This window comes from Scopulibacillus daqui (assembly GCF_016908855.1).
In the GTDB taxonomy this organism is placed as follows: Bacteria; Bacillota; Bacilli; order Bacillales; family Sporolactobacillaceae; genus Scopulibacillus_A; species Scopulibacillus_A daqui.
Genome location: NZ_JAFBER010000011.1, coordinates 23,308 through 48,748 on the forward strand (window position 1 = coordinate 23,308; position 25,441 = coordinate 48,748).

Here is a 25,441-nt window from a genome sequence, read left to right on the forward strand (position 1 = left end):
TTAAACCTATTTGTTTGACTATGAAGTTATTATCATTTGCATAATTTATTCTGCTTTGAATAGCAATTCAAAAAAATTATCAAATAAAAAAGCCGTTGACTGTTACGTCAACGGCTTTTATTAAGATTAAATTAAAGTGTTTTTTGACCTGGTTTCCAGTTAGCTGGGCAAAGTCCGCCAGTTTGAAGCGCTTGAAGCACACGGATTGTTTCATCAACGTTACGGCCAATATTATTGTGATGAACAACACTGTATTGAAGTTCGCCTTCTGGGCTTATAATGAAGAGACCGCGCAATGCTACGCCTTCTTCTTCGATAAGTACGCCATATTTCCGAGCTACTTCATGATTTGTATCTGCAGCAAGCGGATATTTAAGGTCACCTAGACCATTGTCTTCACGAGGTGTTTTAATCCAAGCCAGGTGAGTATGAATTGTGTCAGTAGACACGCCGATAACTTCTGCATCAAGATCTTCAAATTCTTCATAGCGATCGCTGAATGCAGTAATTTCTGTCGGGCAGACAAAAGTGAAGTCCATAGGATAGAAGAACAACACTGTCCATTTATCATTTTTCATGTTTTCTTCTAAGCTGACTTTGCCAAATTCTTTGTTTGGCATAACTGCATCCATTTCAAAGCGTGGTGCTTGTTTTGCTACCGTACGTTCTGGCATAATAGTAATCCCTCCTAGATAATTTCCTCTACCTGAGGTTACATAAGTCATTATAGTACAAGGCTTATTTCAAGTCAATTTTAAATGATAATAAATTTAATCTAGTTGAATCTATTGATAGACAAGGTCTTTTTCTACTTCCCTAAAGATAAACTGCTATCATTTAATGACATTGTTTATTATTGATGAAATTTTTCCCTTTCAGCCAATCATATAGAAAGTCAACATTTTTATAATAGATGAAAGCATCCCATCATCGTGTTTTTTAACCGGTAAAAACGTCGCCGTTCGGAAAACGAATATTCCCTTTTTTTGGTACAGACAATGAGAACGCAAGCGTTAACGGACCCACTCGCCCAAAGAACATCATAAACATTATGATTATTCTCCCTGCGGTTGACAAATGATCTGTCAATCCCATTGTTAGACCAACCGTTCCAAACGCAGAAACAGCCTCAAATAAAATCTTAATAAATGGTGCATGTTCCGTAATGGTTAATAAAAGCACGGCTACAAACAAAGCGGTTAAGCTGATAATAACAACAGCAAGCGAACGCATAATCGTTGATGGTCTGATTGAACGTTTAAACACTATTGTTTGATCCTTTCCGCGAATAAATGAAAAAACAGCCAGAATGATGATGATGAACGTCGTTACTTTAATCCCGCTGCCTGTTGAACCGCTGCCGGCACCAATAAACATCAGCATAATCGTAATGATGGCCGTTCCATCGTGGATTTGGCTGAAATCGATTGTATTAAAACCGGCAGTACGCGGCACAATGCCTTGGAAATAAGAAGCAAGCCACTTGGTGCCGAATGAGAGCTTGCCAAGCGTACCTGGATTACGGTACTCAAGAACAAAAAAGAACAAAATTGCAGCAGCATTAATAATGACTGTGCCAACGATCATTAATTTAGAATGAAGCGACAGTTGGCGAAATTCCTTACTGTACCAAATATCCGATAAGACAGTAAATCCTAGTCCGCCTGTTATAATCAATAGGGAAATCACGATGTTGACAACCGGATCACCGACAAAACCGGAAAGGTTGTCTTTCCATAAAGCAAACCCTGCATTATTAAAAGCAGAAACTGAATGAAACAAACTATAAAATAACCCCTTAAACCATCCCATCTTCGGCACCCATTCAAGAGACAGCAGAATAGTTGCCGACAGCTCAATGGTCAGCGAAAAAATAAACAGCACGCGAACCAGACGGACAACGCCGCCTACGGAAGGCTGGTTAAGCGCTTCTTGGATAAGCATTCGCTGCTTGAGGCCAATCTTTTTCCCTAAAAGCATAATGACTAGAACAGCAAAGGACATAAAGCCTAAACCGCCGACTTGGATAAGACACATAATAATTATTTGACCAAACAATGTATATGTACTTCCAGGATCAACTACATTTAACCCTGTCACGGTTGTGGCTGATGTTGATGTGAACAGCGCATCCAAAAAACTGATATTTTTGGTTGTTGATATTGGCAGCCACAGTAAAAACCCGCCGATAAAAATTAATGCAATAAATCCTAAAGCTAAAATTTGCGGCGGATGCAGTTCCCCTAATAATTGTTGCTTTGTTTTTCTTTTTTTAAACAAAGACCTATCCCCTTTTTTAAACAAAAATTAGCATCGTTCATTGTTCGATATATAGAATGGTAAAACTTTCAATTATTATACCTTAAACAACCTCGGATGTCATGGTTTCGATGATTGAATCTTTCCGCCTGTCATCATCTCTTCAATTTTAGCCAATTCAAAAGGCAGCTAGTGTTAGCTGCCCGTCATCATATTTAATGTAAGCGTGATTCAACCTCTTCGCAAACTTCATTAGCATTTAGACCTCTTGCATCAATTACAGGACCTTCTATAACGATATCTTGGATGCCCATGACATTAACATCGCCGCCTGTAACCACACAGCAGTCGCATCCTTTTGCATCACTTTCTGATTTTAGCGTTATAACTTCATGGCCTTTATTTTCAAGAGCGTCTTTTACCGCAGTCAAAGAATCTTCAACAGCAATTTTTGCCATGATCACACCTCCTTGACTTATAGCTTGCCAAATTATTATAAACGCTATACCTTAAGAGCCTTTATATCTTATAAAGCCGCTTACAATATCGACAGCCTTGCTCAATGCCCCTTCATCCGGCATTAATTTTGAAGAATGAAGACCCGCTTCAGAATTAACGCCGAGCCAGAACATAAAGCCTGGTATTTCTTTCAAAAAGTAACCGAAGTCTTCTCCCGTCATTGCTTCCGGGCAGATCGTAAACGCATAATCATTTTCCTTGCAATAGTTGATAAATGATTCTGTTAAGGTATGGTCATTGTAGACTTGATAGTAATTGGCACCGTAATCAATTGATGCCTGGCACTGATAAGATGCTTCAATACCGGCAGCGTGCGCTTCAATATTCTTTTTAATCTCTTTCATAGTATCTGGATCCAATGCGCGAATAGTCCCTTCAATGCGCGCTTCTTCAGCAATAATGTTTTGTTTCGTACCGGCGGATATTTTGCCGATTGTGATGACAGCTGAATCCAGCGGGTTTATACGGCGGGCAACAATGCTTTGAATTTGCATAACAAACGCACTGGCCGCTACGACCATATCATTGGCAAGGTGGGGGTATGCCGCATGACCGCCTTTTCCTTTAAGGTCAATAAACAACTCTGATGTATTTGCGAATAATAACCCTTTTTTGACAGCGACCATGCCTGTCGGATATTCAGGCGCAATGTGCAAAGCTAAAATAATATCCGGACGCCATGCTTTAAACACGTCACTTTCAAGCATTGGCTTGGCTCCGCCGGGACCTTCCTCAGCCGGTTGGAAAATAAAGACAACATGATCTTTTACAGGCTGACGGGCTAATTTATCCAAAACACCTAACGCAATGGTCATATGGAAATCATGCCCGCACGCATGCATCTGTCCTTCATGATCAGATTGAAATGAATAGCCTGTCTCTTCACGGATCGGCAATCCATCAATATCACAGCGGTAGCCGATCGTTTTAGCCGGATCGGTGCCCGCTACTTTTACCAGAATACCTGTCCGCCATGTTCTTATCTCTAAATGTTCCTGGGGCATTTGTTTGATTTTATTCAGCAAAAACCTCTGCGTTTTAAATTCGTTAAAACCAAGTTCCGGTATACGGTGAAGTGCTCTCCGTGTTTCGATAAGATCCATAGCGTATCAACCTTTGTCCAAAGATAACAAGTGTTTTTTAAACGTTTCTATAAAGCGGTCAACATCCGTATTCGTTAATGTTAAAGGCGGAAGCAAACGAATGATTGTTTTTTGGGTCACATCGATGAGAATGCCGTCATTTAACAAGTTTGTCCGCAACGTCTTAGCATTTTCAGGATTTCCTTTTAATACAATGCCCGTCATAAATCCTTTGCCTCGGATATCTTCGATTAAATGGTTGCAGGAAGCTTTCAAATCTGTTAATTGTCCCCATAAGCAGCTGGATACTTGGCGCGATCTGTCAAGAAGTCCATCTTCTAATAAAATATCAAGCACTGTGTTTCCTAAAGCTGAACTTAGCGGCGACGGCGCAAAAGTCGTCCCATGATCGCCTGGGGCGAATAGATCAGATAGATCCGGTTTGCTGATAATGCCCCCAAGAGGCAGCCCGCCGCCGACTCCTTTGGCAAAAAGAATCAAATCAGGCTCAATGCCCGCTTGTTCATAAGCAAACAGCGTTCCCGTGCGGCCTATGCCGGTTTGAATTTCGTCCATGCATAAAAGGACATGATTAGTCTTACATAGTTCTTCAGCTTTTTGCAGGTAATCTTCAGGCAATGGGTAAATTCCCGCTGATCCGAGTACAGGTTCCATCAATACAGCCAAAGGTTTTTGTTTAATCGCTTCTTCTAATTCTTCAAAATTCCCAGGTTCAATCTCGATAATTTTATACGGCGGCAGCGGGAAATCCTGGTAGACCCCAGGCTGTCTTGTTAATTTTAATGCACCTAAAGTTCGGCCATGAAAGCCTTTTTTAAGAACGACAATCCCTTCTCTATCAGGTGCTTTCTTCTGCTGATATTTATGAATAAACTTGACTGCAGCCTCTGAAGCTTCCGCGCCGGAATTAGTAAAAAATACTTTCCCGCCAATTGTCAAATCCGATAAGCGTTTGGCTAAACGAATAGCGGGCGGGTTCAGATAAACGTTGGAGATATGCAGAAAGCGCTCCCCTTGCTCTTTTAATGCCCGAACAATTTTTGGATGTGAATGACCGACGACATTTACCGCAAGCCCCGTAAATAAATCCAAGTAAGCCTTGCCTTCAGTGTCATAAAGGTAGTTGCCTTCACCTTTTTCAATCGCAATCGGTAATTTCAGGCTTGAATAGGTTGGCATTAAATAACGGCGATCCAATTCCGCCCAGTTTTCCATTATTGGCGCCCCCTGTATCCATTGTTGTTATGATAAAGAAAACTTGAGGTGCCAAGCCTTAGGCGCAGCCAACTGCCTTATTGCAGCGGCTGCAAAGCAGTGAAATGCCTGTTCAGCTTGGCAACCGTCTGATCTTTATATTAGTCAACGCATGACTTAGTCTTCTTTAAGCTGGCGAAGTTCTTGTTTGATCTCCGTTTTCGATTTGGTTTGTTCATCTAATTGTTTGATAACACGAGCCGGCGTACCTGCAACTACGGTATTTTCAGGAACGTCCTCAATAACAACCGCTCCAGCTGCGACTACTGAGCCTTTGCCTACTTTAACGCCTTCTAGAATAACGGCGTTAGCGCCTACGACAACATCATCTTCAATAATAACAGGACGAGCGGAAGGCGGCTCAATAACACCTGCCAAAACAGCGCCTGCACCAATATGGCAATTTTTTCCGACTGTGGCTCTGCCGCCTAGAACTGCGTTCATGTCTATCATTGTGCCTTCGCCGACAATTGAGCCAATATTAATCATTGCCCCCATCATAATTACGGCATTTTTGCCAATTTCAACTTGATCGCGAATAATGGCACCAGGTTCAATGCGAGCTTGTACTTTTTTATAATCAAGCAATGGAATCGCAGAGTGTCTGCGGTCATTTTCTAATACATAATCTTCAATTTTGTCGCTATGCTCTTCAAGAATCGGTCTAATCGTTTTCCATTCACCGAACAATACGCCGGCATCACCGTTTATGAACGTCTTAGTATCGGCGCCGAAATCAATGCCTTCTAAATTCCCCTTTATGTATACCTTCACCGGGGTTGATTTTTCACTGTTTTGTATAAAAGAAATGATTTCATTTGCATCCATCATTTTCATGATTTATGGCCTCCTCTAGTTTTATAATCTTCATTATCGTAACGAATTTTTTGTCGAAAGTCTATGAGAATGAAAGGTATTTTTATGTTTTTTCCTTAAGCGTCAGACAACAAATCGACGAAAGCTTTGACTTGTTTATGCTTAAGCGCTTCATCTGAACTCAACAGCCATGTTTCTCTTGTCAGCAGGCGGCCATGCTTATCTTTTAATGGCATTTTATAGACATTGTCTTTTTCAGTAAGGCTCATTGACGGAAGTATGGCATAACCAATACCATTTATAGCCATCTGCTTGCATGTTTCTATTTGGTCAACATATATTGTTCTTTCTGGGGGCTTTAGAGAGTGTTGATGCCACCATTCTTGTATTTCTTGATAGTAGCTTGAATCACTCCGAAATTGAATATAGGCTTTTTCACTCTTTCGCAATTCCTTAATTGAAGATAAGGATGTATCAACGAGATTAAGGGTATCGGAAAATAAGTGCTGTTTTCTTCCCCGCCATTTAGGATTTCCTCTAATGATCCCAATATGACATCCCTCGTACATATGTCTCAGTATTTCACTTGACCAGCCAGTCACCAGTGAAATCTTAACCAATGGGTATTTTTCAACAAACTTCTTTAATACACGGGGAAGCCAATATTGGCCGGTAATGGTGGCAACGGCTAATTTCAGCGTTCCATAAATATTCGTTTCGTTTGAGACAATTTCTTCTCTTACTTGCTCTTCCCGGGAGAGTGTTTCTTTTGCAAAAGCAACAATTTTTTCGCCGGATGCTGTTAAACTAAGGCCTCTTTTGGATCTGACGAAGATCGTCGTTCCCCAATCTTCTTCAATGCCTTGAAGCCTTTGGCTTAAGGCCGGCTGAGACACAAACAGCCTTTCCGCAGCTCTCCTCATATTCTCTTCTTCCGCTAATATTGTAAGAATTTGCAAATCGCTTCTTTGCATGATGCTACCTCTTCTTATAGTCCTATATTGATATACAAATTAATTATAACTTTTTCTTATTAAAATTCATCCTATTCATCGATTTTTCTATCAGCCAGACAAGCAAAAATGGGATTAATGATTTTCATTATCCAGCTCCGCTATCGATTGCTTTGGAGTAAATAAAATCAAAATAAGAGAAATCACCGCAAAAATAAAAACGGCGATATAAACAGTATGCAAAGCAAGGGTTAATCCTTCTCTTAACAGCGACATGGTGCGGCTTGAAAAGTGGCTTTTCTGGCCGGACAGCACTGCATTTGCAGAGTTAACTGATAAATGGCTGCCTGCCCCTTCAGATTCAATAAAAGTATTCAACCTTTTATTGAGAATACCGCCAAGCAAAGCCGCTCCAACCGAGTTGCCCATCTGTCTCATAAACATATTGGAAGCAGTAGCGACGCCTCTAAGCTTCCAATCGACGCTATTTTGGATAGAGATGATATACACGGTGGTTGTCATGCCCATGCCAATGCCGATAAAAAAGGAACCTATTCCCGCCCAAACAGGACCTTTGCTTGGACTTAATAATAAGAAAAAACAGCCGCCGATGATTAAACTTACGCCGCCAATCACCGCAAGCGGACGATAACCCATTCGTAAAATCAGCCGTCCGGTGATTGTTGAGGCTATCGGCCAGCCAATCGACATGGTGGTTAACGTAAACCCGGCTACGACTGCCGGCTCTCCCATAACTATTTGCACATAGGCAGGCAAAAAGCTGGACAGCCCAATCATAATCACGCCAGTAGTTAAATTAACACTGTTTGCAATAGCTATTAACGGCTTCTTCCATACAGCCAGAGGGACTATTGGCTCTTCTGCTTTTGTTTCTTGAATGATAAATAAACTAAAACAAACAAGAAACAGCAAAATTAATAATATGATCGGAAGACTTGTCCAACCCCAGGCTGTTCCTCCTTCAATAAAAACTATCATTATAGAAGAAATGGCGAGAAATAGAAGCGCTGATCCTTTATAGTCGATGTCATGTGTTGTCTTTTCAAGATTTTCATGGAAAAAGAGGCTGATGCCGATAAGGGATAGCAGACCTAATGGAATATTCATCCAAAACACCCATGCCCAATTCAAGTATTGAACAAACACCCCTCCGAGCGCCGGTCCGATAATAGCTGAAATCCCCCATACACTTGATAAATAACCTTGAATCTTCGAGCGTTCCTGAACGGTGTATATATCACCGACCATTGTTGTCGCAATCGGTTGAACGGCACCAGCACCAATCCCTTGTATAAAGCGGAATAAGATAAGTAATGTCATAGAAGAAGACAACCCTGCCAGCAATGAGCCAATGACAAAGATGCTGATGCCGAAAATCATAACAGGCTTTCTGCCGAATAAATCTGCCAGTTTTCCATAGATTAAAATCGTTAAAGCTGTCATCAGCAAATAACCGGAAAAAACCCAGCTGTATAAAGAAAAGCCGCCAAGGTCTCCGACAATGCTCGGCATTGCTGTTGACACGATCGTTCCTTCTATAGCAGACATAAACATCGCCAAAATAATAGATGACAGAACGAGCGGCCTTTTAGATGTCCTCGTTTTATTTGCCATGGTTTCACCCCCAATTTAATTTTACATTGGACCGAGCGGTTATGCATGCAAAAAAAAATCTGTCAGTTCTATAGACTGACAGATTTTTTCGTGTTTTTATCTCTTAAATAATGATTTAAGAATTTCAGCAAGGCGCTTCGGGGTAAAATCCCTTGAAATATATGATTTTCATCTTCAACACATAAGAAAGTTTCATTGATCGACAATTTGACGGCTTCTATAAAAGGATCGTCTGTTTTTAAAATCGGCATGCTTGTCTTCATCACTTCGGAAACCCGATGATCACTTAACTTTTCAAATTCAATTCTTTCAATGCCCAAAATAAAATCAAGGATTAATGTTTTGCTGACAATCCCTCTTAATTTATAGGATGCATCCAAGACGGGAATAGCGGAATAGCCTGTTTTTACTAGAACTAACAGGGCATGTTCCAAAGGATTATCAACTTGAACATGAGCGACTTGATCGCTTGGAATAATCAAATCCATGATATCTTTATTTAAAACATCTTCAATGGTCAATTTTTTCATAAAATCATCCCTTCCTCCACACAAGGAATGGTTTTTTTCAAACAAAAAACTTTCAAAACAGCATATACGAGTGGCCATCTGTCGAATTTTGGTATATTTAGTTGAAACCCTTTAATTGTATAACTATTTGTACGATAATATAAGCAACCTGCTCTTTCCAGAGGAATTTGAAAAGGGGCGCCATATTATATGACAAACAATGAGATTGAAAAGAAACGCATTCAATTAATCGAAACGGCTAATCAGCACGGCTTTACTTCTACAAAAACTTTACTTTGCAGCCAAGAACTGGACCGTTTATTAATTAAATATCAGCATCAGCAAAAGACGAATGCGCCACGGCGAAAAATCCAGCCCATGTAAATCCCTTTCATGATATAATGCCAGTTATCCTACGATGAAGGCATCATGGCGTCCAGCAAAGAACGAAACTCTAATCTTTCAAATGTTTTCTTCATTTTCGAATGTTCAAACCTTAATTCTGATTCCATCAAGTGGATATTAATCGGAACACCACAATCTATCCTGGCCAATTTTCTCGACAACAGGAGCATATCGATATCCTTCTCAATATTCGAGCGGATTCTCATCGAGAGATCTTCTTTATTTTTCAATATTTCATCAACACTTCCATATTCTCGGATCAGTTTTTGAGCTGTTTTCTCTCCGATGCCTCTAACGCCTGGATAGTGATCGCTCTGATCTCCCATTAACGCTTTTAAATCAATTAATTGCTCAGGTGAAAAACCTTTTTCTTCCTCAAATTTTTCTTTTGTATACACATTGTAGCGTCCGAATCCTTTTGCCATGATAATAACCCGGATACGATGATCAATGAGCTGCAAGGTATCATGGTCTCCCGATAAAATATCGACATCAATGTCAATTGCATATTTTTTTGCTAATGTTCCAATGAGATCATCTGCCTCATAACCTTCATAACTTATATTAAGTATTCCCATGCTCTCAATAACATTTTGCGCGAGCTGAAATTGCGGTATCAGCGCTTCCGGCGGGGCAGGACGGCCAGTCTTATATTCACTATACATTTTATTCCTAAAGGTTGGCGCAGGTGTGTCCCAACAGCAAACTAAATGGGTTGGCTGAAATGTTTGGATTGTATGCCACAAATATTTGACCAGCCAATGAACAGCATTGGTCGGCAGCCCTTCTTTTGTTTTTCTTATTCGCCCATAGCCTGCTGTTGCATAGTACCCTCTGAATAGCAAAGACATACCGTCTACCAACATGATTCTTGACATCGCGAGCGTTCCTCTCCTTTATCCCTGATTTTAGCATAACATATTTCATATAAAAGATGAGCCATTAAAAATAACAAAAACGACTTCTCAATTTTTTATTTGCAGAGCGAATTCACAAAAATAAAAAGCTCGCCTTAAAAAAGGCAAGCCGTCTAACGTTATTGGCATTAAACAAATATCGCTAGGATTTTATAAATAATGGCAGCTAAGATAGCTGTAATCGGCAATGTAATAACCCAAGTGATCACAATATTAATCGCAACGCCCCAGTTTACATTTTTCACTCTTTGCGCTGACCCGACACCCATGATTGATGAAGAAATAACATGCGTGGAGCTGACTGGCAAATGCAAGGCTGTAAAACCAAAAATGATAACTGCAGATGTTAGATCAGCTGCCGCACCGTTTACCGGCTTGATTTTCATAATCTTTCCGCCGACGGTTTTAATAATTTTCCAGCCGCCGATCGATGTGCCGAAAGCCATGGCAAAAGCTGATGCCAGCCTTACCCACATTGGAATATCCATCGTTGATTGATATTGTCCAGCAACCAAAGCTAATGTAATAATTCCCATTGCTTTTTGCGCATCATTTGTCCCATGTGTAAAAGACTGCAAAGCTGCAGTGAACACTTGAAACATCCTAAATCCTTGATTGCCTTTAGATAAACTAATATTTTTAAATACGATGCTAAAAATGGTCATCATTATAAAACCGCCGGCCAGTGCAACGATTGGTGAAATAATCAGCGCTTCAATAATGCCGATAAAACCATGATAATTAATCCCGCCGAATCCCAAAGCCGAGATGCCGGCTCCGGCTAAAGCACCGATAATGGCATGCGACGAACTGCTCGGTATGCCGAAAAACCATGTAATAAGATTCCATATAATAGCCGTAATTAAAGCAGCAAGGACGATAACTGAGCCGTTTTTAATTTGGAAAGGATCAACGATGCCTTTGCCAATCGTTTGCGCGACACCTGTAAAGGTTAAGGCGCCAATAAAGTTCATTGATGCAGCTAACATAATTGCAGCCTTTGGCTTTAACGCTCTTGTCGAAACAGACGTGGCAATTGTATTAGCCGTATCATGAAAGCCGTTAATAAAATCAAATAACAAGGAAAAAATGACGATAAAAACCGTTAAAATCAACAGACTATCCATACTCAGAGCTCCCTTTATGCATTCCTCATGATAATGGTTTCTAAAGTATTAGCAACATCTTCACAGCTGTCGGCGATTTCCTCAAGCATTTCATAAAGCTCTTTGTATTGAATAATCTTAATAGGATCTTTCTCTGTCATAAACAGCTGGCGAATGCTTTCTTGAAGCAATTCATCGCATTCCGATTCATAATCATTAATTTTAATAACATTATTGCGAATATTTAACAGCTTCTTTTTATTAAGCAATCCTGCAGCTTGGGCAATTTCTTTTGTCGCGCTTAATAAAATATCAACTGTTTTTTGCATATACTCATCCGCCTGCGTGATGTTGTATATGCCGAGGCGTGAGGTCCATTGTTCTAAACCATCTAGAACATCATCCATCTTCATAGCCAGTGCGAGAATATCTTCGCGTTCCAATGGTGTTATGAATGTTTTATTTAAAGCTACGATGAGTTCATGAATATAAGTATCGCCTTTTTTTTCATAACTCTTCATCACTTTAGAAAACTCTTGAAGCTCATCTTCATTGTTAATTTTAAAATCAACAAAATATTGGGCCGCTTCTTCTAAATTCGTAGCGATCTTGCATAGCATGTTCAAAAACTTGTCATTCTTAGCTGGAAATAACACAAATGCCACCTCACAAATATTATTTAAATGATCAGCCTTTTTAATTTTAGCAAATCATGTCGGATTTACAATTGTTTTTAATATCCTTTACAATAACTTAACAATTCAATGCGTCAATCTTGGGCAAAATATTAACTTAGATGTCAGCGGCAGCAACTTTTACTTCACTTTTTTAGATTTAAACATTTGTTGGAAATCTGTGCCTCGTATGATGAAACCGCTTAGAGAGGCATGATAAATTGAAAAGGAGGGATGACTGATGGATTATACGCTCGACTATTTAAAAGAAGCTTTATCAAATTGGGCAGATCGCGATGACCGCGCCTTAAATCTTTTTCAAAAAATAGATGATCATCAATTTCCCAACGAAGAAGCTTTTGCTGAAGTGCTGAGCGAAGAAGAAGCACAATACTTATCCGGCATTCTGCGAAAAGAAATGGCTTACGCGGAAAATGAACAAGATGAAGTGAGATTTAATGAGCTGAATCATGTTTATGAACAGCTGATTTAAGAAGCTGTCACCATTGACTTCATTGTTTGACAGATGAAATAGCGCAATTTATAGTTAAACACATGAATAGTTAAACAAATAAATCAATTGTCCATGGGAGAGGAGATTTTTATGGATGAACAGACATTAAGCGCCATTATCGAGCGTTATTTTAACGTTGTGAAAAAGGCCGAAGCCCTGATAAAAACAGAAATCAGCGAAGAATTGACAAAAGACCAGCACGCTGTTTTGCGGTTTATAAAAGCAAACGGTCAATGTACATCCTCACAGCTCGCCAAAGCTTTTTTCGTAAAGAAAAGCGCCATCACAGCCATTGTTAATCGCTTGGCCGAAAAAAATATCATCGCAAGGCAACGTGACGCTAATGATCGGCGCGTTGTTTACTTAACATTGACTGATTACGGAGAAAAGCTCTATCAGCATTGCAGCGAAAATATTCGCACCCTTGCCGCTTCGCTCACATCCTATTTTAAACAAGATGAAGTAAAAGCCTTTTTAAACATTTATGAAAAACTGGATCAAATATTGGACCAGAAAATAAATGACGCACTGAAGGGTGTTAAAAATGAAGTACATACTTAAAGGCAAATGGGCTGTTTTTGCCATTTGGATTATTGCGATTGCCGCTCTTCTCTTTTTAGCGCCTAATATGGCTAAGCTCGTACAAGAAAAAGGACAAGCGACGGTGCCTGAGGGTTATTCATCTACAAAAGCAGCAAAAATTATCGATGAAATGAATAAACAAAAAGGCCGTCAAAAAACATCTTCCGCGACACTCGCCTTTTATAATGAACACGGCCTTACCAAAAAAGATAAGGAAGATATCAAACATGCGATCTCAGAGTTGAAAGAAAAAAAGAATCAACTCGGTATAACCCAAATAACCAATCCTTTTGATCAGCCCAGTCTGCAAAGTCAGCTGATCTCAAAAAACGGAAAAACATTGCTGGTATCGCTAAACATTAACACGAACGGGAAAAATAAGGAGAAACTCACAAACGATTTATATAAAACGATAGACGATATTCGGGTTGATCACTATTATACAAGCGACTGGATGGTCAATAATGACATGATGACCAGCACTCAAAAAGGTTTGCATAAAACGGAATGGATTACAGTTATCTTTATTCTCGCTGTTTTGCTTATTGTTTTCCGTTCAATCGTCGCGCCTTTAATTCCGTTAATCACAGTGGGTGTATCTTTTTTAGCATCACAATCTATTGTGTCCTTTTTGGTAGATTGGGCGGATTTCCCTATCTCAAACTTTACGCAAATCTTTCTTGTTGCAGTATTGTTTGGCGTCGGTACCGATTACTGTATATTGCTTCTTAATCGGTTTAAAGAAGAATTGCCGAAACACGAGACGGTTAACGATGCGATAATTTCAACATACAAACATGCCGGCAAAACAGTCTTTTTCAGCGGATTAGCGGTTCTTATCGGTTTTTCTGCGATCGGGTTATCGCAATTCAGCATCTATAAATCCGCTGCCGGAGTTGCTGTCGGTATATTTGTTTTGCTCATTGCTTTGGTGACAATTGTTCCATTTTTTATGTCTGTTCTCGGCAAAAAGATTTTTTGGCCTGCCAAAGGTTCGCTTGAACATAAGCAAAGCAAATTGTGGGATCGTGCCGGACGCTTTGCTTTAGCAAGAACCTTGATTGCTTTTGTTATTGTTTTAATCATTACAGTGCCGTTTCTAATCAAATATGACGGCCATCTTTCTTTTAATACATTAGATGAGCTTGGTGACCAATATAAGTCTGTCAAAGGATTTCATATTATTTCCGATAACTTCAATCCCGGCGAATCAATGCCAACGAAAATCGCCATTAAAAATGACGATAAAATGGATGGACGAGAGCCTTTGCAAACCATCGAGGCCATAACACGTGAAGTGAAAAAAGTTGATGGCGTTGAAACCGTTCGAAGCGTCACTCAGCCAATGGGGAAACCTGTAAAAGATTTTCTTGTTCCGAATCAAGCGCAAACATTAAGTGATGGCCTATCTCAAGCTAATCAAGCCATTAATAAAATCAGCAGCGGCCTTAAAGGTGCCGATTCGTCAATCATGAAATCCGGACCGCAATTGAATCAGGCGACGGGCGGCGTGGATGAGCTTATTAATGGAACCAGCGCCTTAAAAAACGGCATTTCCCGATTATCAGACAGCATGTCCCAGCTGCAAAAAGGGCTTGAAACAGGATCTGCCAGCGCCAAACAATTGCAAAGCGGCATCAAACAAAGCGTGCAAGGCGCAAGGCAGCTGCAAAGCCAAAGCCAGCAGCTGTTAAATGGATACGAACAAATCGGAAACAGCATTAGCGACATTAACAATCAAATCAATAAAAGTTACCAAGACATTCAGCCTTATTTAAATAAAGTTGACAGCGGAGTATCTGTCATTAGCGACCGTTTTAACAGCCTTGAAAATAAATATCCGGAAATTAAAAACGATGCTAACTTTGAAATCATCTCCCAAGCGCTGCCGCAAGTGAAGTCAACGATGAGCCAATTAGAAAATCATCTTAAACAACTGTCCAGCGGCATGAATACATTGTCAGAAAAAATGAATGAAGCCAATAGCCATTTTGCCCAACTTATTGACGGGCAAAAAACTGTGACATCCAGCCTTGGAAGACTGGCAGACGGTATGGGGCAGTTAGAGCAAGGCATCCAAAGCGCCGCCAGCGGACAAACTCAAATTAACCGCAAATTGCCCGATTTAGAAAACGGCGCTTCATCGATCCAGCAAGGCCAAGAAAAACTCAAAGAAGGCTTCTCGCAATTTAATGGTCAAATCGGCCAATTATCGAGCGGATTAAATAACAGTGCAAAAGGTCTTGACAAAGTTTCAAAAGGATTGCAGTCAGCCAATGATTTTCTAAATGAACTTTCAGCATCTAACAGTTCACTGTCAGGCTTTTACATCCCTGATCAAGCGCTTAAGAGCAATCAATTTAAAAATGCTCTTGATACTTATATGTCTAAAGACCGCAAAATCACTACGATTGATGTTATTTTTAAATATAATCCATATTCTACGGAAGCAATGGACCAAATTGACAAAATTAAATCAGCGGTTAAAAGAGCAGCTAAAGGTACGCAGCTTGAAAATGCCGAAGTCGGGATCAGCGGCATTACGAGCACAAACAACGACTTAAGAACCATTTCTCACAAAGACTACACAAGAACTGCAACGCTCATGCTGATCGGCATTGGGCTAATATTGATCATATTGCTGCGTTCACTGATTATGCCGGTTTATATCATTGCTTCGCTCATTTTGACATACTTTACATCACTCGGCCTTTCGGAAATCATTTTTGAAAATATCTTGGGATACAGCGGACTAAGCTGGGCTGTTCCATTCTTCGCCTTTGTTATGCTCATTGCACTCGGTGTCGATTACAGCATCTTTATTATGGATCGATTTAACGAATACTTTGACCTCCCGATTCGAGAAGCAATCATTGAAGCGATGCGGAATATGGGGACAGTCATTATGTCTGCGGCACTTATTCTCGGCGGTACATTTGCAGCCATGATGCCATCCGGTGTATTAACGCTCATTGAGATAGCTGTCATTATTATCATCGGATTAATCCTGTATAACCTAGTGATCCTGCCGCTGTTTATTCCGATAATGGTTAAAACGTTCGGCAAAGCCAATTGGTGGCCGTTCAGGCGATCAGAAACGATGAGACATCATCATGAAGATTAAACAAGAGCAGCGATGGCGCTGCTCCTGTTTTTATTTAAGACTTTTGTAACTGTAGATCTTTTTGTTTCAATATCACCCAATTTTTTTGAACATGTTCCTTGCATGCATGTAATATCGCAAGGTTTTCATCCACCTTTTAGCATGCGGGCCTTCAACGATCACAAGCATTTCCCTCTCTTCAGCTGTTAAGAAAAAGCAAATCAGTTCTGTCATGCGTTCAATCTTGCAAGTTCTGCCTTTATAGAACAAATAAATGGTTTGGCCTGCATTCATGGAATAAAAATAAAAATCAATTAAATCTACTAGTTTGACCTGCGGCGTCGATACTTTAAACGAGACAATTCTCTTCATGGTGAAACCCCTTTGCCTTATAAACTCCATTATCTATTTTCACATAATCCAAAAGTTTTCTGAAGCGGGTATTTTTGTCGATAAGGCACTATTTTTATAAAAAATTACAGAAACTTTTTCGTAAAAGCAATCCATTCTCTCGCCGCAAAAGATAAATATCTGTCTTTTCTCCAAACAATAGCTAATTGCCAGGGTATCACAGGTTCTACCAGCTTGATTACGCTCACTTTTTTGCGATTTAACTCCTTACAGATGGTCTCCGGCAAAAGAGCAACCCCGAGTTTGGCAGCCGCTAGTTGGCTGATAAAATCCCACTGTGAACTTTCGTAAGCAATTTTCGGTTTATAGCCGGCTTGAATACACGTTTGGATAATTTGATCGTGAAGAGCAAAATCTTCGCGGAATAAAATAAATGGTTCATCTTTCAGTTCAATTAACTTAACTTCTTCTTTCACTGCCAAGGGGTGTTCCGGATGAACAACTAAGCGCAAGGATTCTTTGACGAAAGATATCGTATGAAACAGCTTGAGGTCAACTGGCTGAACAACAACCCCTATTTCCAGCGCCCCGCTCTCGACATCATTCATAACCTTTTTCGCTCCGGCTTCAAATACTTGAATCATAATATCCGGATAAGCTTCCCGAAACCGTCCGAGAACCCGGGGAAAAAAATAAGCCCCGACCATCGGCGGTAATCCTATCGTTATCTTCCCCCGCTTAATATTCATTAAATCAGAAAGTTCATTAGTCAAATCATCAAAGGATTGGACGATTTTCTGGGCGTGCTTAAACACAATTTCACCCGCATCTGTCATCACTGCTTTCCTGCCTGTCCGTTCCAAAAGCGGTACACCATATTCATCCTCAATATCTTTAATCATCTTACTTATGGTTGGCTGAGTAATATGGAGCGTTTCTGCCGCTTTTGTAAAACTTTTTTGTTTGACAACTTCTAAAAAGTATTGCAAGTGTCGAACATCCATTCATTTTATCCCCTTATTATAGATTTTTTCTATGGAAGTTATTCAAAATATGTATTTTACCTATATAGAAAACTCTTGTAAACTTCCTTATGAGAGGAGATCTGTTTATGAAAAAGGTGTTGCTAATCGTTGTTCAAGTCATTTTGCTCAGCTTGTTTTCTTTAGCAGGAAATTTTATTTCAAAAGTTTTTTATTTGCCTATCTCAGGCAGCATTATAGGATTATTCCTGTTATTTATTTGTCTTCATTTTAAAATCATTAAATTATCTTGGGTTGAAATCGGCGCCGGCTTTCTTCTGGCAGAACTGCTGCTTTTCTTTATTCCTTCAGCTGTCGGAGTGATTCAATATAAAAGCGACATGATCCACAATGGATTGAAATTTATCATCATCATTGTTTTAAGCACCTTGATTGTCATGCTGGTTACCGGCTTCTCAGCGGAATTCTTACTCAGAAGAAAGGAGCGCTCTAAGCAATGACCGCAGGATTTATCAGTTTTATCGCCACTGTTGCCATTTACTATTTATCTAAAAAAATTTATCAAAAAAAGACTTGGGTGATTCTCTCTCCGCTATTGATCGCCCCGGTGATTTTAGTTGCATTGCTCTCAATCACACATACAACCTATAAATCTTATAGCTCCGGGGGACAATGGCTGACTGAAATCCTTCAGCCCGCCACTGTGGCTTTTGCTGTTCCATTATATAAATACCGCCATATTTTAAAAAAACAAATGGCTGTTATTGCTCTAAGTATGACAGCAGGCGTTACCATCGCTTTTATTAGCTCTGATTTCATTGCCAGGCTGACTCATGTCAGCCCCAATGTCATCTTAAGCATGCTGCCTCGTTCCGTTACAACACCGATTGCTATGGCTGTGTCTATAAACATTGGCGGCATTCCTGCGATGACAGCTGCCTTTGTTATCATGACCGGAATTACCGGCATCATCATCGGACCGTTATTGATTAAATGGCTGCCGATTAATGATAAACTGTCAAAAGGCTTATTACTGGGCATGGGAGCTCATGGCGCCGGTACTTCTAAAGCTCTGGAAATCGGCAAAGAAGAAGGCGCCGCCGCAAGCTTGGCTATGGTTATTGCTGCTGTCTTTACACTGGCGCTCGCTCCCGTTTTAATGACCTTTCTCACTTAATAAAGTTCAATCCCCGGGCGTCCCGGGGATTTCCTAGATTAGAAGGTAAAAAGCTAATGATTATTTATGAAATGCTTGATGTTCCTGAAAGTTTGGCATATTTGCCGCCCATATAAGTTGATAGAATCTCTACGCCGGGAGCAACAACATCTATTTCATTATTGGTATTAGAAAATTCAGCTATTTTGAGGTCGAAATCAACCGCACCGACTTCGATAACCTCATATAACTTCCAGGATAACTGAGCTCAGGCGTATCGTCGCGGCCGTCACCTTCGTTTCCTGCCGCACATACTACCAAAATATTGTTTTCAACCGCGCGTTTGACCGCCTGATGAAGTTCAGGAACATCTTGCGGTCCGCCAAGCGACATCGAGATAACATTGACTTTCTCTTTATTTGGCCCTTCCCAATCTACGGCATAATGAATGGCATCAATAATCCATTCTAATTGTCCGCTGCCATCTTTGCTTAAAGCTTTTAAGACAAGAAGATTGGCTTTTGGCGCAACACCGAGGATGCCTTCATTATTTTCATTCGCTGCGATTGTCCCGCAGACGTGTGTGCCGTGACCGTTATTATCTAAGTAGTTTGTTTCGCCGCTGTTATAATCTGCGGTAAAATTTTTCCCATCGATGACGCGGCCTTTTAAATCAGGATGGTTAATATCGCAACCTGTATCTATGACAGCTACAACAATACCTTGACCTTCTTCACTTTCTTTCCAAACATCTGGCGCTTCAATCAATTGCACACCTTGAGGGATGACTTCTTTTGACTGCTCAACCACTTCTTTTACTTCAAACGGTATCAGTCTTACATCATTCATGTTACCCCTCCTAAAAATGTTTTGCCATACACTTCTGGTATGTTATCTTCTAATAAAAATACGATAAATCAATTGATAATCCTGCAAGACTTTTAGACTATTGTTAATTCTTCCAAATTATAGATAGACCTTTATAACGGTGCCCTTATTATCAAATCATTGATAAGATTCGACATAAAACGGGGTTTGCAAAATATTATAAAATGTTTTATGATAGTTGTCAGACTTGAAAGTTTAGAAACATAGTGAGCCGTTTCATCATATGTCTGAAAATTCAATCCAATAAAACTCGGCGATGGCGATTCCGATCCCAAACACGCAATGAGCTGACAGTTGAGCAGATGCTTAGTACCCTTCTATCATGAGCATCGCGCATACCCGCGATACTTGGAACTTTAAATTGGCAACGCGTTGAATCATTACACTGTCGCTGATTGATGCAATTAGTATAAAAAAACAAACACTTACAGCAATGTCTGACAACATCTAGGAGGTATACATCGTGGACAAAAAGTTCTCATTTAAGGACACATTTTTTATCGGTTTAATGATGTTCGCATTATTTTTCGGTGCGGGTAATATGATTTTTCCGCCATCATTAGGTCAAGATGCCGGAACAAATGTATGGGTCGCTATTCTCGGTTTTCTGATCACCGGTGTCGGTCTGCCTTTATGCGGTGTTATTGCCGTTTCCATTTCAGGAAGCAGTTTACGAGATTTATCTAATAAGGTTCATCCTGTTTTCGGTGTTATTTTTACGAGCATCTGCTTCTTAGTCATCGGGCCGTTTTTTGCAACACCAAGAACCGGCACCGTTGCTTTCGAAATCGGTGTCACACCGTTCCTGCCGCCATCAGTGCATGCGCATGGCTTACCGCTTGCCATCTATACTATTATTTTCTTTGGTGTAACGCTTTGGTTATGTCTTAATCCGACAAAGCTTGTTGATCGTATTGGGAAAATTCTAACACCTGTCCTGCTGTTAGTGATTGCAATTATTGTTGTTAAAGGGATTATTCATCCAATCGATCATTATAGTCAGCCTGTAACATCTTATGCGGCTCATCCCTTTTTTAACGGATTTCTCCACGGCTATTTAACAATGGACGCTATCGCTTCTTTAATATTTGGCATTGTTGTGACTAAAGCTGTTAAAGACAAAGGGATTACAAGTCAAAAGAAAATTTCCAAAGTGACCATCGGTTCCGGAATTATCGCAGCGATTGGCTTAGCGCTTGTATATATATCACTTGCCTTTATTGGCGCTACAAGCAAAGGGCTTGTCGGTCAAACTTCAAACGGCGGAGATATTTTAACGACTGTTACGCAATATTTATACGGCGGAGCCGGACAGATGCTATTGGCCCTTGCCATTACCTTTGCATGTTTGACAACAGCCATAGGTCTCATTACCTCATGTGCGGAATACTTTTCTAATATGATGCCGAAAATTTCGTACCGATGGTTTGTCGTTATCTTCTCGGCCTTCAGTGCATTAGTTGCAAATGTTGGATTAACGCAATTAATTATGATCTCAGCGCCTGTATTAACAGCTATTTATCCGCTTACGATCGTACTCATTATTTTGACTTTTATCGACAAATCGATCGGTGTTTCAAGAGGGATATACGTTGGTGCACTCATCGGTGCAGGAGTGATTAGTATTTTTGACGGCCTCAAAGGTGCAGGCATTCAATTTCAAGCAGCAGAAAATTTGCTCGGCCACTTGCCGCTATACACCGACGGAATGGGTTGGCTTATTCCTGCCTTTGTTTGCGGAATCATTGGACTGGTCATTTCTAAACTTAAAGCTTCTAAAACAGCACAGCGCAAAAATGCTGCATAGTGAAAAAACGTTGGCGTCTCTTATAAGCGCCAACGTTTTTTGTGTCTTTCAATAATTTTATGTTTTTCGTCCCCACCAAATCGGGGTTTTTCTTTTATTAAGAAAAGGGTTTGACAATTTTATACGAACCAGTGTATTATGTCACTAGTACACCATTACACTATGACAATAAAAGTTGTTAGGAGGATTTTAATGTCTGCTTGGTTAGGCTTATTGAAAAAAGAATGCCGATTAGGATTCATCGGCTTTTTGATTGCATTCATGCTCATGATGGTTATTTTAATCTTCGGGGTGATTAACACATTCCGATATCACGCACCTGAAGCTATATTTGCAGTCGGCGCATTTATCATTGGCGGCCATATATTTTACTTTCTAGGCTATATGATTGTCAGCCTATCTCTTGAAAGAAAAACGCTGCACCTGTGGCTCAATTCTCCGCGGTCCGGAGCGGCTTTGCTCAGCGCTAAATTAGTCAGCGGCATTTTAGCATTATTAGTGTCTATGGCAGCCGCTGGTCTATACACTCTTTTTGGGGTGCTTTTTAATACTCATTTACTAAAGGAAATGAATTTAACTTTAAGCGAAATGATCCGTTCCGGCTTAAGTATCTGTGTCATCATTTCATTAAACGCTATATACATCGGACTTATTTTTACATTTATTTGGACGTTGTATCAAACATTGCGTTCAAAGATTGGAAAATGGGTATGGCTTGTCATTATTGCATTGATTTTTATTGCGCCATCGGTGTTAGGCAAGCTGGAATTCACTGGTCTTTACCGGCTGTTAACACATTGGGGAGCAATCAACTTTCACCTTATAGCAAACAGCGCAATAACTGTCTATTCCGGCACTTTCATCTTCCACTTTGTTATCGCAATGATTTTATTTGCAATATCATCATGGCTATTAGACAGACAAATCGAGGTGTCTTAATGTGGTTGAAGAATTTAATCCATCTACCCCCATTTACTTGCAATTAGCTCATCGCATATTCCGGCAAATTATTAGAAATGAGTTAAATCCAGGCGATAAACTGCCGTCCGTCCGCGACATGGCAGTCCAATCGGGTGTCAACCCAAATACCGTACAAAGAACTTACCGGGAATTAGAAGGGATGGAAATAGTGGAAACTCGGAGAGGCCAAGGCACCTTTGTGAGTGAGAATGAGACGGTTTTGAACAACATGCGTGAACATTTAAAAGAAGAGCATATTTCCCAATTTGTCCGTGATATGAAGGAAATGGGCTACACTGTAAACGAAATGCTGGACGGGCTGAAACAATATGTAGAAAAACAAAGCAAAGATGGTGATGATCGTGATTAAGCTTGAAAATGTATCAAAACGATACCTGACTAACACTGCTTTAAAGGATATTAATTTGGAAATTAAAACCGGCCATATCATTGGTCTTGTCGGATCCAACGGAAGCGGAAAATCAACAACACTGAAACTCATGTCCGGTTTAGTAAGGCCTTCCAAAGGAAAGGTTCTCATTAACGGCAAGAAAGCTGATCGGAAAATTTGCACTGAAGTGGCATACCTTTCAGAGCTTGACACCTACTACTCTTTTTATACTTGTGAACAAACGATCTATTTTTATGCGAGCCAATTTAAAGACTTTAATGTCGAAAAAGCGTTTAGTATTTTGTCATTTATGAAGTTGGATCCAAAACAAAAGGTGAAAAACCTATCTAAGGGCAACCGCGGACGGCTTAAAATTGTTCTGACACTGGCTCGCGAAGTTCCTTATATCCTAATGGACGAACCTTTGTCAGGCCTTGATCCAATGGTTCGCCAATCAATCGTTAAAGGGTTAATTTCATTTATCGATTTAGAAAAGCAAACACTCCTTATCACTACACATGAAATTAAGGAAGTTGAACCATTGTTCGATACTGTTATCGCCATCAAAGATGGTCAAATTCTTGACGTTCAAACCGTTGAAGCCATCAGATATGAACAAAATTTAAGCATTGTTGAATGGTTGACAAAACGCTACGAATAAGAGGAGGAATTTTCATTGGAAAAGCCTGCAATTACATTAGAAAATGTCAAAAAGGTGATCGGAGGGAAAACGATTATTCACGGCCTGACTTTTGGTATTTATCCTGGAGAGGTGTTCGGATTTCTCGGTCCGAACGGCGCCGGGAAGACAACAACCATTCGGATGATTGTTGGCCTCATGTCAATGACCGAAGGCAATATTTATATTCAAGGACACAGCATAAAAAAAGACTTTAAAAAAGCCATTAAAAACATTGGCGCTATCGTTGAAAATCCAGAAATGTATAAATTTCTTACCGGATATCAAAATCTTCTGCATTACAGCCGGATGGCCGGCGGGGTTTCGCGTGAAAGAATCAGTGAAGTGATTGAGCTTGTCGGCTTAAAAGACCGCATCCATGAAAAGGTGAAGACTTATTCACTTGGGATGAGACAAAGGCTTGGATTAGCTCAAGCTCTGCTCCATTCACCTTCTGTATTGATTCTTGATGAACCGACAAACGGGCTGGATCCGGCAGGCATTCGCGAAATTCGCCATTATATCCGCAGGCTCGCTGAAAAGGAAAGCCTTGCCATCATCGTTTCAAGCCATTTATTGTCAGAGATGGAGTTAATGTGCGACCGGATTGGCATTATCCAAAAAGGTCAATTAATTGATGTTCAAACTGTCAATGACTTTGTTCAAGATGAAAAACAGATGAGTGTCGCTTTCACTGTTGATGATATTGACAAAGCTGTCCGAGTGGCGGCAGAACAATGTCATTTCAAAATCGTCAAAACTAAATCTGACGGCATAGAACTGCAATTAGAAAAGGAACAGATTCCAATCGTTGCCGAGACATTAATGAAAAACAAAATCAAACTTTACGGCATAGAATCAACAGCAAAAACATTAGAAGATAAATTCCTTGAAATAACAGGAGGTAAAGAAATTGTCTAGTATGCTCCGTCTTATTCAAAATGAAAATATGAAAATTTACCGCAAAGGCACAAACCGCATCATGCTGCTGATGCTTGTCGGACTCATTCTGGCTGCCGGGCTTATTCTCAAATTAAATACACCAAGCCCTAAGCCGCATGTCAATGACTCCTGGAAACAGGCGCTTATAAAAGAAAATAAGAATTTGGAAAAAGAAATAAAGAAAGTGCCGAAAGAAAGTCAAAGCTATCTGAAAAAAGAGATCGCTATCAATCAATATCGAATTGATCATCATCTGCCGCCGGTCAATGGTCTTCACATATGGAAATTTGTCGATTTAATGACTAATCTTGTAATGGTTATTGCTATTTTTACGATTATTCTTGCTGGAGGCAGCATCGCCAGCGAATTTAACTCGGGAACCATTAAACTGCTGCTGATAAGGCCTGTCAGCCGAACAGCGGTACTCTTTTCAAAATACATCGCAGCACTGCTCTACGCAGTCCTTATGCTTGTTGTTTTGTTTATTGTTTCTTGGCTTGTCGGCGGTATCTTATTTGGCTTTAACGGACTGACCCAGCCTTACTTGCAATATCATAACGGCCATGTAACTGAAACAAATATGGTTCTTTATATTTTTAAGGAGTACGGACTGAATGGCGTCCAGCTGCTCATGTATGTCACTTTAGCGGCTATGATCTCATCCGTCTTCCGCAACAGCGCGTTAGCTATCGGTCTGTCTATCTTCTTGCTTATGGTCGGGCCAACGGCAGTCCAGTTCTTGAGCAAATATGATTGGGTTAAATATGTCTTATTTGCTAACACAAACTTAACCCAGTATATCACAGGCACTCCGGTTGTCAGCGATATGACCCTGGGCTTTTCAATCGCTGTTCTCGCCGTATATTATGCTGCCTTTGTCCTTATCGGATGGCTGTTCTTTACAAAACGCGATATAACGGCGTAATTCTGTTAAG

General features: G+C 40.2%; 26 protein-coding genes and 1 pseudogene. 12 read left to right on the forward strand and 15 right to left on the reverse strand.

Annotated features, from left to right (window positions below; genetic code table 11):
* Positions 1 to 131: 131 nt before the first annotated feature.
* The 9 genes from JOD45_RS09300 to cbpB all read right to left on the reverse strand — a co-directional run bounded on the left by JOD45_RS09300 (position 132) and on the right by cbpB (position 9,069).
* A complete protein-coding gene (locus tag JOD45_RS09300; RefSeq protein WP_205003616.1) occupies positions 132 to 674 on the reverse strand; it encodes a peroxiredoxin in 543 nt (180 codons plus the stop codon).
* A 265-nt stretch (positions 675 to 939) separates the two neighbouring features.
* The gene (locus JOD45_RS09305; RefSeq protein WP_239549190.1) at positions 940 to 2,280 is read right to left on the reverse strand and encodes a TrkH family potassium uptake protein; all 1,341 of its coding nucleotides are present in this window, start codon (positions 2,278 to 2,280) and stop codon (positions 940 to 942) included.
* Between the two features lie 194 nt (positions 2,281 to 2,474).
* Positions 2,475 to 2,717: a YkuS family protein gene (locus tag JOD45_RS09310; protein ID WP_205003617.1), complete on the reverse strand. Its 243-nt coding sequence runs from the start codon at positions 2,715 to 2,717 to the stop codon at positions 2,475 to 2,477.
* Between the two features lie 51 nt (positions 2,718 to 2,768).
* Complete coding sequence (locus JOD45_RS09315) at positions 2,769 to 3,881, reverse strand: N-acetyldiaminopimelate deacetylase (RefSeq protein WP_205003618.1); 1,113 nt, start codon at positions 3,879 to 3,881, stop codon at positions 2,769 to 2,771.
* 6 nt (positions 3,882 to 3,887) lie between these two features.
* On the reverse strand, positions 3,888 to 5,096 hold the full coding sequence (locus tag JOD45_RS09320) for an aspartate aminotransferase family protein (protein WP_205003619.1): 1,209 nt from the start codon (positions 5,094 to 5,096) through the stop codon (positions 3,888 to 3,890).
* Between the two features lie 156 nt (positions 5,097 to 5,252).
* Positions 5,253 to 5,972 carry a 2,3,4,5-tetrahydropyridine-2,6-dicarboxylate N-acetyltransferase gene (dapD, locus tag JOD45_RS09325; RefSeq protein WP_205003620.1) on the reverse strand — a complete coding sequence of 240 codons (720 nt, stop codon included), beginning with the start codon at positions 5,970 to 5,972 and terminating at the stop codon, positions 5,253 to 5,255.
* A gap of 95 nt (positions 5,973 to 6,067) precedes the next feature.
* A complete protein-coding gene (locus JOD45_RS09330; RefSeq protein WP_205003621.1) occupies positions 6,068 to 6,925 on the reverse strand; it encodes a LysR family transcriptional regulator in 858 nt (285 codons plus the stop codon).
* Between the two features lie 114 nt (positions 6,926 to 7,039).
* Entirely contained in the window at positions 7,040 to 8,539 is a 1,500-nt protein-coding gene (locus JOD45_RS09335; protein WP_205003622.1) for an MDR family MFS transporter, read from the reverse strand.
* A gap of 68 nt (positions 8,540 to 8,607) precedes the next feature.
* On the reverse strand, positions 8,608 to 9,069 hold the full coding sequence (gene cbpB, locus JOD45_RS09340) for a cyclic-di-AMP-binding protein CbpB (RefSeq protein ID WP_205003623.1): 462 nt from the start codon (positions 9,067 to 9,069) through the stop codon (positions 8,608 to 8,610).
* A 189-nt stretch (positions 9,070 to 9,258) separates the two neighbouring features.
* Here cbpB and JOD45_RS09345 point away from each other — a divergent pair, with 189 nt between their 5' ends.
* Positions 9,259 to 9,432 (forward strand): aspartyl-phosphate phosphatase Spo0E family protein, encoded by a 174-nt coding sequence (locus JOD45_RS09345; protein ID WP_205003624.1) that lies wholly within the window; start codon positions 9,259 to 9,261, stop codon positions 9,430 to 9,432.
* 29 nt (positions 9,433 to 9,461) lie between these two features.
* Here the strand turns inward: JOD45_RS09345 and JOD45_RS09350 are convergent, their stop codons facing one another.
* The 3 genes from JOD45_RS09350 to JOD45_RS09360 form a co-directional block, all read right to left on the reverse strand.
* Positions 9,462 to 10,331, reverse strand: coding sequence for a 5'-3' exonuclease (locus JOD45_RS09350; protein WP_205003625.1), 870 nt, complete (start codon positions 10,329 to 10,331; stop codon positions 9,462 to 9,464).
* Between the two features lie 167 nt (positions 10,332 to 10,498).
* Positions 10,499 to 11,497 carry an inorganic phosphate transporter gene (locus JOD45_RS09355; RefSeq protein WP_205003626.1) on the reverse strand — a complete coding sequence of 333 codons (999 nt, stop codon included), beginning with the start codon at positions 11,495 to 11,497 and terminating at the stop codon, positions 10,499 to 10,501.
* A 14-nt stretch (positions 11,498 to 11,511) separates the two neighbouring features.
* Positions 11,512 to 12,132, reverse strand: coding sequence for a DUF47 domain-containing protein (locus JOD45_RS09360; RefSeq protein ID WP_205003627.1), 621 nt, complete (start codon positions 12,130 to 12,132; stop codon positions 11,512 to 11,514).
* A 259-nt stretch (positions 12,133 to 12,391) separates the two neighbouring features.
* On the opposite strand from JOD45_RS09360, the gene JOD45_RS09365 reads away from it, so the two are divergent.
* The 3 genes from JOD45_RS09365 (at position 12,392) to JOD45_RS09375 (ending at position 16,370) form a co-directional block, all read left to right on the forward strand.
* Positions 12,392 to 12,643: a sporulation protein gene (locus JOD45_RS09365; RefSeq protein WP_205003628.1), complete on the forward strand. Its 252-nt coding sequence runs from the start codon at positions 12,392 to 12,394 to the stop codon at positions 12,641 to 12,643.
* Between the two features lie 111 nt (positions 12,644 to 12,754).
* The gene (locus tag JOD45_RS09370) at positions 12,755 to 13,225 is read left to right on the forward strand and encodes a MarR family winged helix-turn-helix transcriptional regulator (RefSeq protein ID WP_205003629.1); all 471 of its coding nucleotides are present in this window, start codon (positions 12,755 to 12,757) and stop codon (positions 13,223 to 13,225) included.
* Positions 13,209 to 16,370: an MMPL family transporter gene (locus JOD45_RS09375; RefSeq protein WP_205003630.1), complete on the forward strand. Its 3,162-nt coding sequence runs from the start codon at positions 13,209 to 13,211 to the stop codon at positions 16,368 to 16,370. Before JOD45_RS09370 ends, JOD45_RS09375 begins: the two co-directional genes overlap by 17 nt.
* A gap of 72 nt (positions 16,371 to 16,442) precedes the next feature.
* Here JOD45_RS09375 and JOD45_RS09380 read toward each other — a convergent pair whose 3' ends face one another.
* Together JOD45_RS09380 and cidR are read right to left on the reverse strand one after the other, a co-directional pair.
* A complete protein-coding gene (locus tag JOD45_RS09380) occupies positions 16,443 to 16,721 on the reverse strand; it encodes a hypothetical protein (RefSeq protein ID WP_205003631.1) in 279 nt (92 codons plus the stop codon).
* 104 nt (positions 16,722 to 16,825) lie between these two features.
* Complete coding sequence (gene cidR, locus JOD45_RS09385; protein ID WP_205003632.1) at positions 16,826 to 17,704, reverse strand: cidABC operon transcriptional activator CidR; 879 nt, start codon at positions 17,702 to 17,704, stop codon at positions 16,826 to 16,828.
* Positions 17,705 to 17,811: 107 nt separating this feature from the next.
* Between cidR and JOD45_RS09390 the strand changes: the two genes are divergently transcribed.
* A complete protein-coding gene (locus tag JOD45_RS09390; RefSeq protein WP_205003633.1) occupies positions 17,812 to 18,183 on the forward strand; it encodes a CidA/LrgA family protein in 372 nt (123 codons plus the stop codon).
* Positions 18,180 to 18,860, forward strand: coding sequence for an LrgB family protein (locus tag JOD45_RS09395; protein ID WP_205003634.1), 681 nt, complete (start codon positions 18,180 to 18,182; stop codon positions 18,858 to 18,860). Before JOD45_RS09390 ends, JOD45_RS09395 begins: the two co-directional genes overlap by 4 nt.
* A gap of 76 nt (positions 18,861 to 18,936) precedes the next feature.
* Here the strand turns inward: JOD45_RS09395 and JOD45_RS09400 are convergent.
* A pseudogene (locus JOD45_RS09400) lies at positions 18,937 to 19,688 on the reverse strand (S8 family peptidase); the annotation flags it as partial.
* Between the two features lie 499 nt (positions 19,689 to 20,187).
* Between JOD45_RS09400 and brnQ the strand changes: the two are divergent.
* From brnQ to JOD45_RS09430, 6 genes are all read left to right on the forward strand, one after another.
* Positions 20,188 to 21,534: a branched-chain amino acid transport system II carrier protein gene (gene brnQ / locus JOD45_RS09405; RefSeq protein ID WP_380896793.1), complete on the forward strand. Its 1,347-nt coding sequence runs from the start codon at positions 20,188 to 20,190 to the stop codon at positions 21,532 to 21,534.
* Between the two features lie 192 nt (positions 21,535 to 21,726).
* Positions 21,727 to 22,473: a hypothetical protein gene (locus JOD45_RS09410; RefSeq protein WP_205003635.1), complete on the forward strand. Its 747-nt coding sequence runs from the start codon at positions 21,727 to 21,729 to the stop codon at positions 22,471 to 22,473.
* A gap of 1 nt (position 22,474) precedes the next feature.
* The gene (locus JOD45_RS09415; RefSeq protein ID WP_205003636.1) at positions 22,475 to 22,864 is read left to right on the forward strand and encodes a GntR family transcriptional regulator; all 390 of its coding nucleotides are present in this window, start codon (positions 22,475 to 22,477) and stop codon (positions 22,862 to 22,864) included.
* Positions 22,857 to 23,546, forward strand: coding sequence for an ATP-binding cassette domain-containing protein (locus JOD45_RS09420; protein WP_205003637.1), 690 nt, complete (start codon positions 22,857 to 22,859; stop codon positions 23,544 to 23,546). Before JOD45_RS09415 ends, JOD45_RS09420 begins: the two co-directional genes overlap by 8 nt.
* Before the next feature lie 15 nt (positions 23,547 to 23,561).
* Positions 23,562 to 24,485, forward strand: coding sequence for an ABC transporter ATP-binding protein (locus tag JOD45_RS09425; protein WP_205003638.1), 924 nt, complete (start codon positions 23,562 to 23,564; stop codon positions 24,483 to 24,485).
* A gap of 1 nt (position 24,486) precedes the next feature.
* A complete protein-coding gene (locus JOD45_RS09430) occupies positions 24,487 to 25,431 on the forward strand; it encodes an ABC transporter permease (protein ID WP_239549197.1) in 945 nt (314 codons plus the stop codon).
* Positions 25,432 to 25,441 lie beyond the last annotated feature (10 nt).

Excerpts from the sequence above, each read along its gene's own strand:
- cidR (WP_205003632.1), bottom strand. The coding sequence starts at position 17,704 with ATGGATGTTCGACACTTGCAATACTTTTTAGAAGTTGTCAAACAAAAA.
- JOD45_RS09430 (WP_239549197.1), top strand. The coding sequence starts at position 24,487 with ATGCTCCGTCTTATTCAAAATGAAAATATGAAAATTTACCGCAAAGGC.
- JOD45_RS09320 (WP_205003619.1), bottom strand. The coding sequence starts at position 5,096 with ATGGAAAACTGGGCGGAATTGGATCGCCGTTATTTAATGCCAACCTAT.
- JOD45_RS09315 (WP_205003618.1), bottom strand. The coding sequence starts at position 3,881 with ATGGATCTTATCGAAACACGGAGAGCACTTCACCGTATACCGGAACTT.
- dapD (WP_205003620.1), bottom strand. The coding sequence starts at position 5,972 with ATGAAAATGATGGATGCAAATGAAATCATTTCTTTTATACAAAACAGT.
- JOD45_RS09355 (WP_205003626.1), bottom strand. The coding sequence starts at position 11,497 with ATGGATAGTCTGTTGATTTTAACGGTTTTTATCGTCATTTTTTCCTTG.
- JOD45_RS09345 (WP_205003624.1), top strand. The coding sequence starts at position 9,259 with ATGACAAACAATGAGATTGAAAAGAAACGCATTCAATTAATCGAAACG.
- JOD45_RS09375 (WP_205003630.1), top strand. The coding sequence starts at position 13,209 with ATGAAGTACATACTTAAAGGCAAATGGGCTGTTTTTGCCATTTGGATT.
- JOD45_RS09365 (WP_205003628.1), top strand. The coding sequence starts at position 12,392 with ATGGATTATACGCTCGACTATTTAAAAGAAGCTTTATCAAATTGGGCA.
- JOD45_RS09330 (WP_205003621.1), bottom strand. The coding sequence starts at position 6,925 with ATGCAAAGAAGCGATTTGCAAATTCTTACAATATTAGCGGAAGAAGAG.
- JOD45_RS09350 (WP_205003625.1), bottom strand. The coding sequence starts at position 10,331 with ATGTCAAGAATCATGTTGGTAGACGGTATGTCTTTGCTATTCAGAGGG.
- JOD45_RS09300 (WP_205003616.1), bottom strand. The coding sequence starts at position 674 with ATGCCAGAACGTACGGTAGCAAAACAAGCACCACGCTTTGAAATGGAT.
- JOD45_RS09395 (WP_205003634.1), top strand. The coding sequence starts at position 18,180 with ATGACCGCAGGATTTATCAGTTTTATCGCCACTGTTGCCATTTACTAT.
- JOD45_RS09380 (WP_205003631.1), bottom strand. The coding sequence starts at position 16,721 with ATGAAGAGAATTGTCTCGTTTAAAGTATCGACGCCGCAGGTCAAACTA.
- JOD45_RS09410 (WP_205003635.1), top strand. The coding sequence starts at position 21,727 with ATGTCTGCTTGGTTAGGCTTATTGAAAAAAGAATGCCGATTAGGATTC.
- JOD45_RS09310 (WP_205003617.1), bottom strand. The coding sequence starts at position 2,717 with ATGGCAAAAATTGCTGTTGAAGATTCTTTGACTGCGGTAAAAGACGCT.
- JOD45_RS09390 (WP_205003633.1), top strand. The coding sequence starts at position 17,812 with ATGAAAAAGGTGTTGCTAATCGTTGTTCAAGTCATTTTGCTCAGCTTG.
- JOD45_RS09335 (WP_205003622.1), bottom strand. The coding sequence starts at position 8,539 with ATGGCAAATAAAACGAGGACATCTAAAAGGCCGCTCGTTCTGTCATCT.
- cbpB (WP_205003623.1), bottom strand. The coding sequence starts at position 9,069 with ATGAAAAAATTGACCATTGAAGATGTTTTAAATAAAGATATCATGGAT.
- JOD45_RS09370 (WP_205003629.1), top strand. The coding sequence starts at position 12,755 with ATGGATGAACAGACATTAAGCGCCATTATCGAGCGTTATTTTAACGTT.